This window comes from Veillonella sp. VA139 (assembly GCF_003992005.1).
Classification (GTDB): Bacteria; Bacillota; Negativicutes; order Veillonellales; family Veillonellaceae; genus F0422.
The window spans coordinates 1-16,075 of sequence record NZ_RQVL01000035.1; the positions used below are offsets into that span (position 1 = coordinate 1).

The window sequence follows — 16,075 nt, forward strand, 5'->3', positions numbered from 1 at the left end:
ACGCAGGATTCTTTAGTAACGAGGAACCCTCTATTAAAGCTAGGCAATTATTTTTCCAACAAAAAGTTGACACCGTCTTATTTAATGTTTTTATTGTATATATTCGAAATATATAGTACTATAATAGGGATTTTAAAAATTAGATGCAATTAAATTGGGTATGTGTTGTTGTGAATGACAGATACCATATTGGTGTTGTAGTACTTTTAAGGTATAGCAACAGATATATTCGTATTGTTTACAATATAGATAATTAGTTTAAATATATTCATATATGTAATTTGAACATATTTATGTATATAATTTTAACAGATTAAATTAGATTTAAATAGATTTTAATGAATATTTATAAATCATAGGCATTGTCAGATGGGACTGGTAATAATGGCAATGGGTTATAGTAAGAGGAAAGGAATAGAATGTATGAAGGATAATCTTTCAAGACGGCGTAAAAAATATGCTCTTGGATTGTTGGCAGTAACGGCAGCAACAATAGGGACATCATTCAGTCCTAGTGCACCATGGGTGATGGCTAGTAAAACTGAATCTGATTATGGAACACCATCCAATGTACCACCTGTATTTAATCCACCAGTATATAATGAATTAGATTTTGATCCAGATGAAAATAAGATAAAGGCTTATTATTATCATGTGCAAGCAGGTGATAATGTAACTGTTACGCCGAATACTTTTACGGAAAAGGATTTTGATGGGAACGATGTTACATTTAACAATTTTATTGTAAAAGCTAATGATACTCTTGTAGAGGATAGTGACGATATTGTTGTTGATACAGGTAACAGTGAAAATACTGAAAAAGGTAAAGAAAACGGTGTCACTCGTAAGTATAAATTAACATTAAGTAAGGCATTAAAAGACAAAATCGATAAAGCGGCTACAGGTGGTAGTAGTGGTGGAGCGGCTCCGTCGAAACTTGAGGATGGTACAAACACTACTGTTGAGGGTGATGGTACTGATGGCAATAAATATAAGGTTAATTTAAAATCTGATGTTACCAATATAACGTCCATATCAGGTGATGCTACAAATGGTTTGACCTTACATAGTGGAGGTGATGGCACTGCAGGTAAGACTGAAGTAGCTGTTACCAACACAGGAGTGACTTTCACCACTAAACCAGCTAAAGGAAAAGGAACTACGATTACTATCAATGGTAATGGTATCGATGTATCTAGTAAAAAGATAACTGGTTTAGGAAATGGTGCGATAGCAGCTGGTTCTACGGATGCTGTTACTGGTGGACAATTACATAGCACAAATACCGATGTTACGAATCTTAGAGTTACAAAGTTAGATAAAACTGCGGAACGTCATATTAAGCCAGGTACGTATAATGTGATGAATGGAACTGTTACGTTGGAGTATGTAAATGGTGAAGGTAATGCTACAACAGAGAAGGCAATTATTAATGGCATAGCTACTAAGTCAGATATATGGAGACTTGGTATTCAAAATGCAGGAGATACAACAACTACTGATATCACTCCAAGTACAGATGGAAAAGTGACGTTAAAAGCAGGTGACAATGTTACACTTGAGTCTAATGCAGGCACAGTAACAATTTCTGCTAAAAATAAAATTACATCTGTTACGTCGGGGAATCTGGATGCTTTATCAGTAGATACTTCTAATGGTGCAGTTACTGTTAACCCAGTGCTCGCTAGTAGTATTTCCAACAGAGGGGATGCCAATAAATTAGTGACAGCAGGTGTGGTCAGCACAGCAATCACTAATGCAACAAATCCATTGGCAAAAAATGACTTATCCAACATCACAGATGCTGGTAAAAAAGTGATTACTGGTTTAGGTACAGAAGTAGTACAAGGTAATGGTGTTACAGTTACTCCTAATGAAGATGCAACAACAGGCAAGAAAACTTACACCATTTCTGCAGTAAAGCCGAACTTTGCAGCTGGTACGAACACAACTCTTGAGGGCGAAGGCACAGCGGCTAAACCTTACAAATATAATGTAAACCCAGCGTTAACAGGGATTACATCCATTACTGGTGATACTGGATTAACATTTATTGGTGCGGGTACTGCGGTAACAATCAATGGTAATGGTGTTAATGTAGGCGGCACTAGAGTGACCAACCTAGCAGATGCTGCATTAACAGGTAGTTCTACTGATGCTGTGACAGGTAAACAGTTACATACTACAAATATAAAGGTTACTAACTTAGAGACTACCAAGTTAGATAAAACTGCGGAACGTCATATTAAACCGTCCACGTATACAGTAACTAATGGATCTGTAACATTAAATTATGTAGATGGTGAAGGACATGATGTGGCAGATACAACCACAATTAATGGTGTAGCCTCAATATCTGATGTATGGAAGTTGGGAATTAAGAATAATGGTGATAAAACAGCTACCGTTATTACTCCAACTGCAGATGGAAACGTAACGTTAAAAGCAGGGGATAATGTATCCCTTTCATCTTCTAATGGTGAGGTAACGATTTCTGCGAAAAATACAGTGAAATCCATTATCTCTGGTGATGCTAATACATTGACAGTGACTGATAACAATGGTGATGTTACATTGACTCCTGTGGTAGCAACCAATATTACTTCTGATGGGGATAAGAATAAACTTGTAACAGCAGGCGTAGTTAATACTGCAATCACTAATGCAACAAATCCATTGGCAAAAAATGACTTATCCAACATTACAGATGCTGGTAAAAAAGTGATTACTAGCTTAGGTACAGAAGTCGTACAAGGTGACGGCGTCACAGTTGGTACAACAACAGATGCAACAGGTAAGAAAACATATACTATTTCTGCAGTAAAACCAAACTTTGCAAATGGTACGAATACAACTCTTGAGGGTGATGGTACAGTGACTAGCCCTTACAAATATAATGTAAACCCAGCATTAACAGGGATTACATCCATTACTGGAGATACTGGATTAACATTTATTGGTGCGGGTACTGCGGTAACGATCAATGGCAATGGTGTTAATGTAGGTGGTAAAAACATCACTAATCTAGCAGATGCTGCATTAACAGGTAGTTCTACTGATGCTGTGACAGGTAAACAGTTACATGCAACGAATGAAAAAGTTGAAGGTAAGTTAGATAAAACTGCGGAACGTCATATTAAACCGTCCACGTATACAGTAACTAATGGATCTGTAACATTAAATTATGTAGATGGTAAAGGACATGATGTGGCAGATACAACCACAATTAATGGTGTAGCCTCAACATCTGATGTGTGGAAGTTGGGAATTAAGAATAATGGTGATAAAACAGCTACCGCTATTACTCCAACTGCAGATGGAAAAGTAACGTTAAAAGCAGGGGATAATATATCTCTTTCATCTTCTAATGGTGAGGTAACGATTTCTGCAAAAAATACAGTGAAATCCATTATCTCTGGTGATGCTAATACATTGACAGTGACTGATAACAATGGTGATGTTACATTGACTCCTGTGGTAGCAACCGATATTACTTCTGATGGGGATAAGAATAAACTTGTAACAGCAAGCGTAGTCAATACAGCAATCACTAATGCAACAAAGCCATTGGCAGATAAAAACTTATCCAACATTACAGATGCTGGTAAAAAGATGATTACTGGTTTAGGGACGAAAGTAGTAGCGGGTACAGGTATAGATGTTCAAGAAAGTGAAGATACAGCAACAGGTCAAAAAACGTATACAGTATCTTCTACTGCAGTAGCGCCAAAATTTGCAAATGGTACGAACACAACTCTTGAGGGTGATGGCACAGTGGCTAAGCCTTACAAATATAATGTAAACCCAGCGTTAACAGGGATTACATCCATTACAAATGCAACAACAGCAGATGGAGATGGTACGAAATTAACTATCGATGGCGATAAGCTATCCGTAGTGAACAAAAAAGGTACTGACACAACAACAGTGACAATCGGCAAAGATGGTATCGATGCTGGTGGTAAAACAATTACTAACGTGGCAGATCCAACAGGTGACAAAGATGCAGCCAATAAAGAATATGTAGATGCTCAAAAATGGGGCTTAAAAGTTCAAAATGGTGACAATGCAGCAGAAGCTGTAACAGCGAAAGATAAAGCGATTACATTAAAAGCTAGTGCAGATACAACTGATAATGAAGCAACTCCTAAAAAAGGTCTTTTAATTGCCAAGGACGATCAGGGAAACATTACAGTTGGTTTAGATAAAGCATCTCGTACAACATTAGACAATGCGGCAAATGTAGGTAATACAGCCTCTGACGGTCGAGATGGTAAAGCCGGTGTAGGCACAGATGGTGCAGTGGCAGCTGGTTCTGCAGGTGCACAAGGTCCAACAGGTAAAGACGGCTTAAACGGTAAAGACTTAACAAATAAAGTCAATGCACTTCGTAACGGCGAAGCTGGTACAGTGGTGTATACAAATGCAGCCGGTGATCGTCTTGTGAAAGCAAACGATGGCAATTACTATCGTGCTGAAATAGTGAAAGCAGATGGAACTGTCAAAACAGGGTCAGAAATCCCAGTTAATGTAGACCCTAATCCAGTATCAGCGAAAGATATCATCGCAAGTCTAGTATCTACGGACGGTTCTACTACTACGGCAGGTGCAGCTAAACCAGTTACAAAATTATCTAATATTGCGGAAGGCACAGTTTCCACTACATCTAATGATGTTGTAACAGGTCGCCAATTGTTCAACGAACGTGTGACAAACCCTGTCATCTTCGTAGATAAAGATGGTAAGCAAGTGTTCAAAACTGCAGATGGTAAATTTGTCACTAAAGAAGGTACAGAAATTACTGATGCTGATGAGCTAGCTAAGATTCACACAAAAGTGAATGCTGCTAATCCAATGACATTGGATAATGTAGCGTCAACTATCGAGGATACGACTGTTCCTAATGCGGCAGACCCTCAAAACCCAACTTTCAAAGAAAAATTAACAGAGGCAGCGGGTAATGATGCTACGAAACATGCAGTGGTGAATGTAGAAGATTTACACAAAGCTACTACGTCTGCTAGCGACTCTACTGTAGCAAAAGGTCTTGATTTCTATGGCGATGATACAACAACTACGGGTAAAGTGCATCGTGATTTAGGTACCGCGTTAAAAATCCAAGGTGCTGATACATATACTCGCAAGGATACGGATACTACGGGTACGACTAATATTAGTGTCACTAACAATGCTAGTGGTGATGGATTGAATGTGGCGATGGCAAATACATTGCGTGGCATTACATCTATTACGAATGGCGATGGTGCAACAGATGTGGCATCGACTACGATGAATATCACTGGTGATGGGGTAGAAATCACAAATACACAACCAGCTGCAAATGGTAATAAGGCAAGCAAAACTACAGTGACAATCGGCAAAGATGGTATCAATGCTGGTGGCACAAAGATTACTAACGTAGCCGAAGGTACGATTAATGAAACATCTACAGATGTTGTCATCGGTAAACAGCTACATGCTACGAATACAGATGTGGCTAATTTAAAATTAACAAAATTAGATAAAACTGATGATGTACATGTACAAGCTGGTGAATATGCTGTGAATGATAAAACAGGCACTGTTGAGTTAACTCTTGCAAAAGGTGAAAACGATACTGATACAGGTAAGAAAGTAAAAATTAGTGGTATCGTAACCCATGCTGTGTTATCCAATACTATGGATGCTTATGAGTTGAACATTGAAGGCGATGAAAATACAACGAATAAGAATAGTTTGAAAAAAGGTGTAGCAGTTCATGGCTCATCTAACTTTACGCCTGATGAAGCTACTAAGAATGCGGGGATAAACATTCAAGCTAAAGCGACAGATAAAGGATTTGATGTAAAATTAGCAGATACGTTAACGAACATGAAAGGGATTACCTTTGCACCAACCACTCAGGGCGGAGCCTCTGTGAGTCTAACATCTACAGGTCTTGATAATGGTGGTAACACAATTACTAACGTGGCAGCTGGTGTGAACGATACTGATGCAGTGAATGTGTCACAGTTGAAGAACTTGGCACATGCTACAGTGAATGTGGATAGTCGAATCAATCGTTTAGGTGCTCAATCTGCTGCGATGGCTGGATTACGCCATTTACAATACGATCCAATGGAGCCAACTACATTGATGGCTGGCGTAGGTACTTACAAAGGTCAAACTGCATTGGCATTAGGAGTAGCACATTATAAAAACGAATCTCTCTTATTCCATGCAGGAGCATCTATCGGCAGTGATCCTAATGAATTGATGGCCAATGCAGGTGTGAGCTGGAAATTCGGATCTCGATCTGGTGAAGTTGCTGTGAAAGATATATTCCGTCAAGGCCCGATTAGTTCTTCCTATGCATTACAAGATAAAGTGGCCGCCTTAGAGGCGCAAAACCAAATGCAAAAAGAGGAAATTAATGAATTGAAAGCACAATTGGCAGAGGTACTTCAATATATTAAAAAAGGTTAATTGATAGATGTTCCTGTGCGTAGAACCTGTGAAAGTACTTGCTTTCACAGGACCTACCATGGGTATTGCACTAGATCCATGTTGTATGCAAATGAAAAAGGCGAAGTGATTATATTGAAAGCTCAGTTAGCAGAAGTGCTTCAATATAGTAAGCGTAACTATTGTATGTACGAATGTGTGGATATATTGTATAATGTGACGTAGAATGAGTAGGATATGTTCGTGCAGAATGATAGAATAAATAATCATTGACTAGACAGGAGATACTATGATGAAGAAATTACTACTAACAGCAGCTTTGCTGGCAACAGCAACGTCTGGATTTGCCATGGGGGATACCCTATTCGATCAAAAGAACCCGGACCATATTGTAACACCAGCGGTAGGCTATGAAATTCACTCCGTTACACCAGAAACATCAGTAGCCTTGGAAGAACTAGGTGCTACTTTGGAGCGTGTGTATGAAGTACACAAAGATTTAGTGTATCGTCATAATCGTGGAGATCGTTTGACAGACCGTCAACATCGCTATGCAGAACATGATGTGAACCATGAGTTCTTGCGCGTGTTAGATCGCAACTTGACTAACCGCGTAGAGTTCTTTAAACGTGCCCATAATTGGAATGGAGACAACAAATACGAACACACTGCGAATTATCAAGTGTTCTTGAACAAACACAATAAACATGCGAAAGAAGCAGTGAATGGTTATAGCAACAGCTATGGATGGAATGTATTGCGCGGTGTCCGTCAAGATGCATTGGACAATGTAAAAGCCGTGTTTGACCAAAAAGGTGAAACAGCAACTGGTGAAGACATTGTGAATGCGTTGTCACAAGCAGCAGCTAAACACGCATTGACTGTGAATCAAGAAGAACTTCGTTTCTACATCAATGAACTTGTTTGGTATACAGCTAAACAAACAGCTAAAGAAACAAACAAAGAACTAGACCATGTGTTACAATAAGATGATCTAGCGTAGAGTATAGGTACATGCTCGATAGAAAAGGAGCCATAACAAGACCATTAGGGATTGTTGTGGCTCCTTTGGTTTTTTGTCAAGTGTGGAGGTACTTATATAAAATGGCTCTTTGTCAAATGTGGGGGCTGCTCATATAAAAGTAGCTGATACCAATCTTCTTTAGTTTTTTGTTACATATGAAGGTGTGATACAGTGGATGTATATATGGAAAGTAGCTACCACCTGCAAGTCATATTATGAAACACTTGCAGGTGGTAGGATGTTCTCTAGTGTGATTGGGAGTAAGACATGATGAATAATGGTATGAAATACTATGGAGGTATTTAGAGGTGTCCTACTGTGGATGCTGTTAGATATGGTATAATAAAAAGTAGATTTCCTAGGAGTTTGTAAGATGCAATATATAAGAGTAGACGTTTGAAATAGGTATTCTTAAAAGAAAGGAGTATGCAGATGCAAGAGATTGTCGTAGGCGGTTTATATCGTCATTTTAAAGGCATGTTATACTATGTCATCGACATTGCCATCCATTCCGAGACGAATGAGCCTCATGTGGTATACCAACAGCTTTACGGAGAGCGGAAAACCTTCGTGCGCCCCTTGGTGATGTTTGCCAGCGAGGTGGACCATGAGAAATATCCAAATGTGGAGCAGAAAGACCGCTTTCAGTTGGTCAATGGTTGGGATGAAGAACAGCACTTGCGCTGAGGAGGACCGGATGGACAAGAAATATTTTTTCTTCGATATTGATAATACCCTAGCGGTCTGGCCAGATGGAACGATTCCGGAAAGTGCGCAGTACTCTTTGGAGTATTTGCAGAATACAGGGCATCACGTGGCGCTTGCTACTGGTCGTTTACAGGCCGATGCGATGCGTTTTGCTAAGATGGCACAAACGCCGAACTTCGTGGCTGATGGGGGCTATAGCATTACGGAAGATTATGAAGTGCAATGGATGCAGGGTATGGATCGGGATCGTTGTGTGCAGTACCTCAACTATTTGACAAAACACAATGTGCCTTGGGGTGTGACCCACAAAAATGACTTTGTCCGCATTACTCCCTATGAAAGTGTCCTTAACTGGGATGTGCAATGGGATATGATGAAAACACAGGTAGTACCGGAATTAGTGCCTGAGGATATTGAGCACTTTTACAAGGTGTATGCGTTCATCACAGAAGAAGAGGAACAGCGCCGTGGCATTGTGCACATGACGAAGGACCTTATTCGTTACGGAGAGGGCTGTGTGCTATTTGAACCGATGGACAAAGCCTATGGGATTCGGAAAATGATTGATGGCTTTGGCGCATCGTACCAAGACGTCATCGTATTCGGCGACGGCTATAATGACCTGTCCATGTTCCGACCAGACTGGCTGAACATTGCCATGGGAAATGGCCGTGATGCACTAAAAGAAAAAGCTGATTACGTTACAGCAGCCTGCCATGACGATGGGATTTACAAAGCATTACAACACTTTGGGTTTATACCAAAGCAGTTTTAGTCAATACGTATAGGGCAAAACACAATATAATAGGAACAGCTAAAATTAGTAATAGTTATATTATGTAAGTTACTTTAGGCTCCTTTAGAGTGTAAAAATTTTAGCTTTACAGATTAGCATTTTTGTGATATTGTGTTGATAGTAAATAGTGCCCTTTGTTGTAGGCTTCTCGGTATATGGGGAAAGCTGAAGCATAGGGCTTTTTTTATGGAAGGTGCTTATGAAAAAAGAGTTAGCAATATTGGTGGATGGAAGCTTTTATCAAAAACGTATGTACTCTTTGAAAAATATAAAAGATCCTAAGAGTGCGGTAGACTTTTTTATTGAATATTGTTATAGGCATTTAACGGCAGACCGGTATGAAGAATATTCCTTATATCGCATTTTTTATTATGATTGCCCACCTAGTGTGAAAGAGGTATATCATCCATTAATTAAAAAAGTTGTGAAATTGAAAGATTCTGACCAATATAAATGGATGAGTGAATTTTTAAAAGAGTTAAAAACAAGAAGAAAAGTTGCACTAAGATTGGGACGATTAAGCGACAATGATGTAGTTTATAATTTACGACCAGATATAACCAAGAAATTATTAAGAGGTGCCATTTCAGTTGAGGATATAAAGGAGTCAGATTTATATCTTTCAATTGGTCAAAAAGGTGTCGATATGAAATTAGGTGTTGATATAGCATCATTATCATACAAAAAGCAAGTTCAGAAAATGGTTTTAATTGCTGGTGACAGTGACTTTGTTCCGGCAGCGAAGTTGGCTAGAAGAGAAGGTATTGATTTTGTGCTTGATCCATTATGGAACGGTATTAATGAAGATTTACATGAACATATTGATGGACTGAAAAGCTGTATAAGTAAAAATGGTGAAAAATAAAAATAGTACTGGTGATATATCATTGGTAATGTGATGTGAAAGTAATTTGTAGTTAGCAACGATTCATTATGAATGAAGTGGATAGTATACTTTCACCATAACTATATGAAGCGGTTTGAACATCAAAATTAGTTATAGTATAATAAAGCGTAGATATATCGAAATGGGTCTTAAAAGGAGGACATACCATGGATTTAATTCAAAGTTTAAAAGAACAAGCGAAAGGCTTGGGTAAAAAAATTGTATTGCCAGAATTCGAAGATAGCCGTGTCATCGAAGCAGCGGCTGCGATTTTGAAAGAAGGTTTCTGCGTGCCTGTATTGGTTGGTGCAGAAGATAAAATTCAAGCGGCAGCAACAGCAGCTGGTGTATCTTTGGAAGGTGCTGAAATCATCAACCCAGCTACATTCGGCGAATTAAACAAAATGGTAGATACATTTGTAGAATTGCGCGCAAAAAAAGGCATGACACCTGAAAAAGCGCACGCGACTATGACTGGCGATGCGTTATTCTTCGGTGCTATGTTAGTGCGTTTAGGTTTGGCTGACGGCATGGTTGCAGGTTCTGCTAGCCCTACAGCAAATGTACTTCGTGCAGCTATCCAAGTGGTAGGTACACAAGCTGGTTTGAAAACTGTCTCCAGCTCTATGCTTGTGATCACTGATAAAAAAGAATACGGCGATGACGGATTGTTGATTTTCTCCGATTGCGGCGTTATCCCTAACCCAACATCTGAACAATTGGCTGATATCGCTGAGTCCAGTGTTGGTAAAGCTCGTTCTGTAGCAGGCATGAAAGAACCTCGCGTGTCCTTCTTGTCCTTCTCCACAAAAGGATCTGCTTCTTCTCCAGAGGTTGATAAAGTGGTAGCAGCCGTAGAAGACTTGAAAGGCCGTAACGTAGACTTCGCATTCGATGGAGAATTACAATTAGATGCGTCCATCGTTCCATCCGTAGCAGAACGTAAAGCTCCAGGATCCCAAGTAGCTGGTAAAGCTAACATTTTGATTTTCCCTGACTTACAAGCTGCGAACATTGGTTACAAATTAGTACAACGCTTTGCTGGCGCTACTGCTATCGGACCAATCATCCAAGGTTTGGCAAAACCAATCCATGACCTTAGCCGTGGTTGCTCCGTAAGCGATATCGTTGACCTTTGCGCCATTGCTGCAGTGGAAGCCAACTAAGTCGTCTCTTGCTACGTTATGTAGCCTGTGGCGTTCATAATTACATACGATAAAGGGAAGCCCATGGCATACTCCTTCAGAAACGGTATTTCATAATGTTTCTTCAGGAGCACGCCATGGGCTTCTTGTGTTTGTGCGATGTTGTCAGTAAGGAACGCCACAAGGCTACTACACCTAACGGCGTTCCTCAGGGGAAAAGGCGTGGCACATTCCTTCGCAAACGGTATTTCATAATGTTTGCTCAGGAACATGCCACGCCTTTTTGTGTTTTTGTGATTTGGGTAGTTAAGGAACCAGAAGTTTGACACCTTCAAAATCATACACTATTCAAGGTTTCCCATAATAAAGAAAAAATTTTTTAGGTAACCAAAGTGAATAAACTACCTTAACCAAAGTACTAACCAGCCACTAGTACTGGGTTAGATAAAGGAGTTTTTCTGTATATGGATTTTTATATCAATGCATGGGCTTTGCCCATTTCATTGATTTCTTCTACGGTTAGATTCGTAAATTTTGCAATCATCTCCAAAGATACATTCTCCCGAAGCATTTGAAGAATAACTTCTGCCTTTGCTGCAGCTTTACCTCGAGCTTCGCCTTCTGCTAACCCTGCTGCTTTGCCTTCGGCTAACCCTTCAGCTAACCCTTCAGCTCTCCCTTCGGCGACGCCTTCTTTCCAATATGTATAATGATCCATGGATAGCATTGAATATTCCTCCCTCCAAGCTTCACAATGTTTTGCCTCGTTTACGGCACTTTCAATATCTCGTAATAAATCATCTGTGGCAGCATGACCATCCACATACTCTAAGAACCGTTGTAATGGTTTTGAAATGTCATCCATTTTACCTTTTGTGCTTAAGAACAATTTAGTAGCTCCATCATTGAGCAAGATATCATGTTCCTCTATGCAAACATTTTTGAAGGTGTACTTGTGACGATGCCCAGTAAAAACAGGAAATGTACAGATAAAAATGATATAGGAATCATTTAACATCATGTACTTTTGCCCTTTCTGTAAATGGTACATGTCCAAGATACTTTGGTAAAAACGAGTTCGTTTCACCAGTTCTTCCATATCCTTGCTAGTTTGCATCTCGATGTTGAACACAGTCCCTTTGTCATCATTCACATACACATCTAAACGAACACTCTTCGTTTCCAAACTCACATCCAGAGTTTTCTCCTCTTGAATGTAGACGATATCCTTAATGGAAATATCTAATAATCGTTCCAAGACTGCCTTGCAAATGTGTTTCTTTAACATAACCTTCTGAAAGATAAAATTGTCCTGAATGGTTAGTTCGTCGAATGATTTAATACGCATACAATGCCTCGCTTTCATTCTTAATTAGATTATACCACAAGCAGATACTAGGTAGATATACCTTCACCTTATATGGGTGCAATTCTATGTGAAAGTCATTTCCCCTTTAAAATTTCCTGGCAGTGCTACTGTTTTAGTATCAATCGTCACTTGTGATGCTATGTAGCCTGTGGCGTTCGTAACTGAATAAGACAAAGGGAAGAGTGCGGCATACTCCTCACAAACGGTATTGCATAATGTTTGTTCGGAGCACGCCGCACTCTTCTGTGTTTATATGATTTGGTCAGTAAAGAACGCCACAAGGCTACTACACCTAATGGCGTTCCTCAGGGGGTGTAAATGCTAATATAAAAATGTACAACTACGCCATTATTCACTACATATCTAAATGAACACTTTTCGCTTCAAAACACACACCCAGCGTTTTCTTCTCCTGGATGTAGACGATATCCTTAATGGAAATATCTAATAATCGTTCCAACACTGCCTTGTAAATATATTTCTTTAACATAACCTTCTCAAAAACAACCTTCTTATTTTGCATGTACGGGGATTTTCCATAGTCGTTCTACAGTTTATACCTAGGCTATCATAAGCACACAATAACGGCGAATATTCGCATACACTCATGGGTAAAATATGGTATACTCTATGTAACCCTTTATTTAAAGAAAGGGGGTGATCCCTAAATGGGTAAATATAACATTTTATGTGTTGGCGTCTTTCTCGCCCCTGTTCTTCAAGGTATCTTGATCCATATTATTTCATATATGGTAATTGAGTTCTTCAAGAACAGAAAATAAGAAAGCAAAAAGGACGGTTGCCCCCGTCCTTTTTTGTTTGTCCCTATAATGGGTAATATAACATTTGTTGAGTTAATTATATACCATCTTGCCACAAAATACAAGAATTGCTTTTATGCAGACAATATCATATGTCGTTCATACATATATGATAATTAGTTTCAAATAATATAAATATTTTGCCTAATTCTATGATATAATGGTGTCATAGAAAAGTCATCAACGTGTTGTTAGGCTCATTTCTTCCTATTATAGGAGGGGTGATACTATGACTACATATGAAAAATTATCTTTATTGATTCAATTTTCTATGTTAATCGTAGAAGTTATTCGTTGCTTTTTTAGCTAACGAAAACGCCTAACGAATAAGGTTTCACGCCCCTTAACACGTTAGGCAATCTCGTTTTTAATTCTTTTGAGATGAGCCTAACGCCAGCACACGTTGATGGCTCTTCTTATTTGTAAGTTAAGTATAGCATACTTTTAAGGGAAATGCTATAGATCGTCACTTGTAATGTTATGTAGCCTGTGGCGTTCGTAACTGAATATGATAAAGGGAAGAGTGCGGCATACTCTTCACAAATGGTATTGCATAATGTTTGTTCGGAGCATGCCGCACTCTTCTGTGTTTGTGTGATTTAGGCAGTAAGGGGACGCCACAAAGGCTACTACACCTAACTGCGTTCCTCAAGGGAAAAGTGATTTTACAATGTATATATTTGTGGTAATTAGTGAAAGTTAGTTTCAAAAAAACATCAATGTTTTGCCTAATTTCATGATATAATAAGTGCATAGAATAGTCATCGACGTGTTGTTAGGCTCATCTCTTCCTGTAATGGGAGGAGGTGGTTCTATGAAAAAGTTTAGAAATATCGATATTTTGATTTTAATTCTAAAGTTAATCATAGCTCTTTACCATTTCTTTAATTAGAAATGACAAAGCCTAACGATAAGAGGTTCGCACCCTCTACACGTTAGGCTTCATCACATTTTAAGCTATTTGAGATGAGCCTAACGCCAGCACACGTTGATGGCTCTTCTTTTTTTGTAAGTTAAGTATAGCATACTTTTAAGGGAAATGCTATAGATCGTCACTTGTAATGTTATGTAGTCTGTGGCGTTCGTAACTGAATATGATAAAGGGAAGAGTGCGGCATACTCCTCACAAACGGTATTGCATAATGTTTGTTCGGAGCACGCCGCAATCTTCTGTGTTTGTGTGATTTAGGCAGTAAGGAAACGCCACAAGGCTACTACACCTAACTGCGTTCCTCAGTAAAAGTCTACAATATACGTAAATGCCAATATAAAAATGTACAATTTTGACGAGAACACTTTTCGCTTCAAAACTCACATCCAGCGTTTTCTTCTCCTGGATGTAGATGATATCCTTAATGGCAACATCTAATAATCGTTCCAACATTGCCTTGTAAATATGTTTCTTTAACATAACCTTCTCAAAAACAGCCCTCTTATTTCGCCTGTACGGGAATTTTTCATAGTCGTCCTACAGTTTATATCTAGGCTATCATAAGCACACAATAACAGCGAATATTTGCATACATTCATGGGAAAATATGGTATACTCTATGTAACCCTTTATTTAAAGAATAGGGGTGAACCCTAAATGGGTGATTGTAACTTTTTATGTATTGGCGTCTTTCTCGCCCCTGTTCTTCAAGGTATCTTAATCCATATTATTTCATATATGGTAATTGAGTTCTTCAAGAATAGAAAATAAGAAAGCAAAAAGGACGAGTGCAACCGTCCTTTTTTGTTTACCCTATAATGGGGACTATAACTTTTATTGAGTTAATTATATACCATCTTGCCACAAAATACAAGAATTGCTTTTATGCATGCGTATAAAGGGGAAGTAGAAAATATAAACATGTGTATTGCGCGTTATCTATACTTGCTTCAGAGTCGGATCATATTCAAGCTGAGGTGTATCGCCTATTAGAAAGGAAATTAAATAACCTATTTACGTGTGTAAATGTCAATATAAGAATGTACAATTACTCCATCATTTGCATATGATGACGTAATCGGTAAGAATCTCCAGATATACTAATGACATGAGCATAATGAAGTAGCCGATCAACAATGGTGCTAGCAACTCGTTCATCCTGTAATATAGAGGTCCATTCATCGAAATTAATATTAGATGTAACGATTGTACTTTTTTGTTCATACCTCCAGTCAACAATCTGGAATAGTAAATTAGCATCGCCCTCTTGCAGTGGTAAGTATCCAATTTCATCAATAATTAGAAGCTGGTATCTTCCATAATATTTTAAACGAATTTCTAGACGGCTTTTTTCTCGTGCTTTTTTTAGGTTCTGTATCAAATCATGACACTTAATAAAGTACGTACTTCGTCTATTCTGAGCGCTTTCAATCCCTAAGGAAGTCGCTAAATGTGCTTTTCCCTAGTTGTCCTATGTTTATACCTAGCCTATTATACACATACAATAACGGCGAATATTCGCATACGTTCATGGGAAAATATGGTATACTCTATGTAACCCTTTATTTAAAGAAAGGGGGTGAGCCCTAAATGGGTGAATATAATATTATTTGTATTGGCGTCTTTCTCGCCCCTGTTCTTCAAGGTATCTTGATTCATATTATTTCATATATGGTAATTGAGTTCTTCAAGAATAGAAAATAAGAAAGCAAAAAGGACGGGTGCAACCGTCCTTTTTTGTTTGACCCTATAATGGGGAATATAATATTTGTTGAGTTAATTATATACCATCTTGTCACAAAATACAAGAATTGCTTTTATGCAGACGGTGTCAAGTTTTTGTTGGAAAATAATTGCCTAGCTTTAAAAGAGGTTTCCTCGTTACTAAAGAATCCTGCGTCCACCATGTTTAATTGCTTGTAACCATCCGTTACTTTTCTTTTCTACACCT

9 protein-coding genes and 1 pseudogene are annotated in these 16,075 nt (G+C 38.6%); 7 read left to right on the forward strand and 3 right to left on the reverse strand.

The window, feature by feature from the left end; all coding sequences use genetic code 11:
- Positions 1-423 precede the first annotated feature (423 nt).
- The 6 genes from EO125_RS09145 to pta all read left to right on the forward strand — a co-directional run bounded on the left by EO125_RS09145 (position 424) and on the right by pta (position 11,024).
- Positions 424-6,465 carry a YadA-like family protein gene (locus tag EO125_RS09145; RefSeq protein WP_164726501.1) on the forward strand — a complete coding sequence of 2,014 codons (6,042 nt, stop codon included), beginning with the start codon at positions 424-426 and terminating at the stop codon, positions 6,463-6,465.
- Between the two features lie 268 nt (positions 6,466-6,733).
- Entirely contained in the window at positions 6,734-7,432 is a 699-nt protein-coding gene (locus EO125_RS09150) for a hypothetical protein (protein WP_127148626.1), read from the forward strand.
- A 468-nt stretch (positions 7,433-7,900) separates the two neighbouring features.
- Positions 7,901-8,155, forward strand: coding sequence for a DUF1653 domain-containing protein (locus EO125_RS09155; protein ID WP_127148627.1), 255 nt, complete (start codon positions 7,901-7,903; stop codon positions 8,153-8,155).
- Positions 8,156-8,165: 10 nt separating this feature from the next.
- Positions 8,166-8,951 (forward strand): HAD-IIB family hydrolase, encoded by a 786-nt coding sequence (locus EO125_RS09160; RefSeq protein WP_127148628.1) that lies wholly within the window; start codon positions 8,166-8,168, stop codon positions 8,949-8,951.
- A 220-nt stretch (positions 8,952-9,171) separates the two neighbouring features.
- Positions 9,172-9,837, forward strand: a complete 666-nt coding sequence (locus tag EO125_RS09165; RefSeq protein WP_127148629.1) for an NYN domain-containing protein — start codon at positions 9,172-9,174, stop codon at positions 9,835-9,837.
- 188 nt (positions 9,838-10,025) lie between these two features.
- Positions 10,026-11,024, forward strand: coding sequence for a phosphate acetyltransferase (pta, locus tag EO125_RS09170; RefSeq protein WP_126938417.1), 999 nt, complete (start codon positions 10,026-10,028; stop codon positions 11,022-11,024).
- 451 nt (positions 11,025-11,475) lie between these two features.
- On the opposite strand, the gene EO125_RS09175 is transcribed toward pta, so the two are convergent.
- Both EO125_RS09175 and EO125_RS10135 read right to left on the reverse strand, forming a co-directional pair.
- Positions 11,476-12,351, reverse strand: a complete 876-nt coding sequence (locus EO125_RS09175; protein ID WP_164726502.1) for an Rpn family recombination-promoting nuclease/putative transposase — start codon at positions 12,349-12,351, stop codon at positions 11,476-11,478.
- Between the two features lie 376 nt (positions 12,352-12,727).
- Positions 12,728-12,862, reverse strand: coding sequence for a hypothetical protein (locus tag EO125_RS10135; protein ID WP_255416576.1), 135 nt, complete (start codon positions 12,860-12,862; stop codon positions 12,728-12,730).
- A gap of 560 nt (positions 12,863-13,422) precedes the next feature.
- On the opposite strand from EO125_RS10135, the gene EO125_RS10205 reads away from it, so the two are divergent.
- Positions 13,423-13,503, forward strand: a complete 81-nt coding sequence (locus tag EO125_RS10205) for a putative holin-like toxin (protein ID WP_370447245.1) — start codon at positions 13,423-13,425, stop codon at positions 13,501-13,503.
- 1,669 nt (positions 13,504-15,172) lie between these two features.
- Here EO125_RS10205 and EO125_RS09180 read toward each other — a convergent pair.
- Positions 15,173-15,574, reverse strand: a pseudogene (locus EO125_RS09180) (ATP-binding protein); the annotation flags it as partial.
- Between the last annotated feature and the right edge of the window lie 501 nt (positions 15,575-16,075).

Coding starts and splice junctions, on each gene's coding strand:
- EO125_RS09145 (WP_164726501.1), top strand. CDS start 424: ATGAAGGATAATCTTTCAAGACGGCGTAAAAAATATGCTCTTGGATTG.
- EO125_RS09150 (WP_127148626.1), top strand. CDS start 6,734: ATGATGAAGAAATTACTACTAACAGCAGCTTTGCTGGCAACAGCAACG.
- EO125_RS09155 (WP_127148627.1), top strand. CDS start 7,901: ATGCAAGAGATTGTCGTAGGCGGTTTATATCGTCATTTTAAAGGCATG.
- EO125_RS09160 (WP_127148628.1), top strand. CDS start 8,166: ATGGACAAGAAATATTTTTTCTTCGATATTGATAATACCCTAGCGGTC.
- EO125_RS09165 (WP_127148629.1), top strand. CDS start 9,172: ATGAAAAAAGAGTTAGCAATATTGGTGGATGGAAGCTTTTATCAAAAA.
- pta (WP_126938417.1), top strand. CDS start 10,026: ATGGATTTAATTCAAAGTTTAAAAGAACAAGCGAAAGGCTTGGGTAAA.
- EO125_RS09175 (WP_164726502.1), bottom strand. CDS start 12,351: ATGCGTATTAAATCATTCGACGAACTAACCATTCAGGACAATTTTATC.
- EO125_RS10135 (WP_255416576.1), bottom strand. CDS start 12,862: ATGTTAAAGAAATATATTTACAAGGCAGTGTTGGAACGATTATTAGAT.
- EO125_RS10205 (WP_370447245.1), top strand. CDS start 13,423: ATGACTACATATGAAAAATTATCTTTATTGATTCAATTTTCTATGTTA.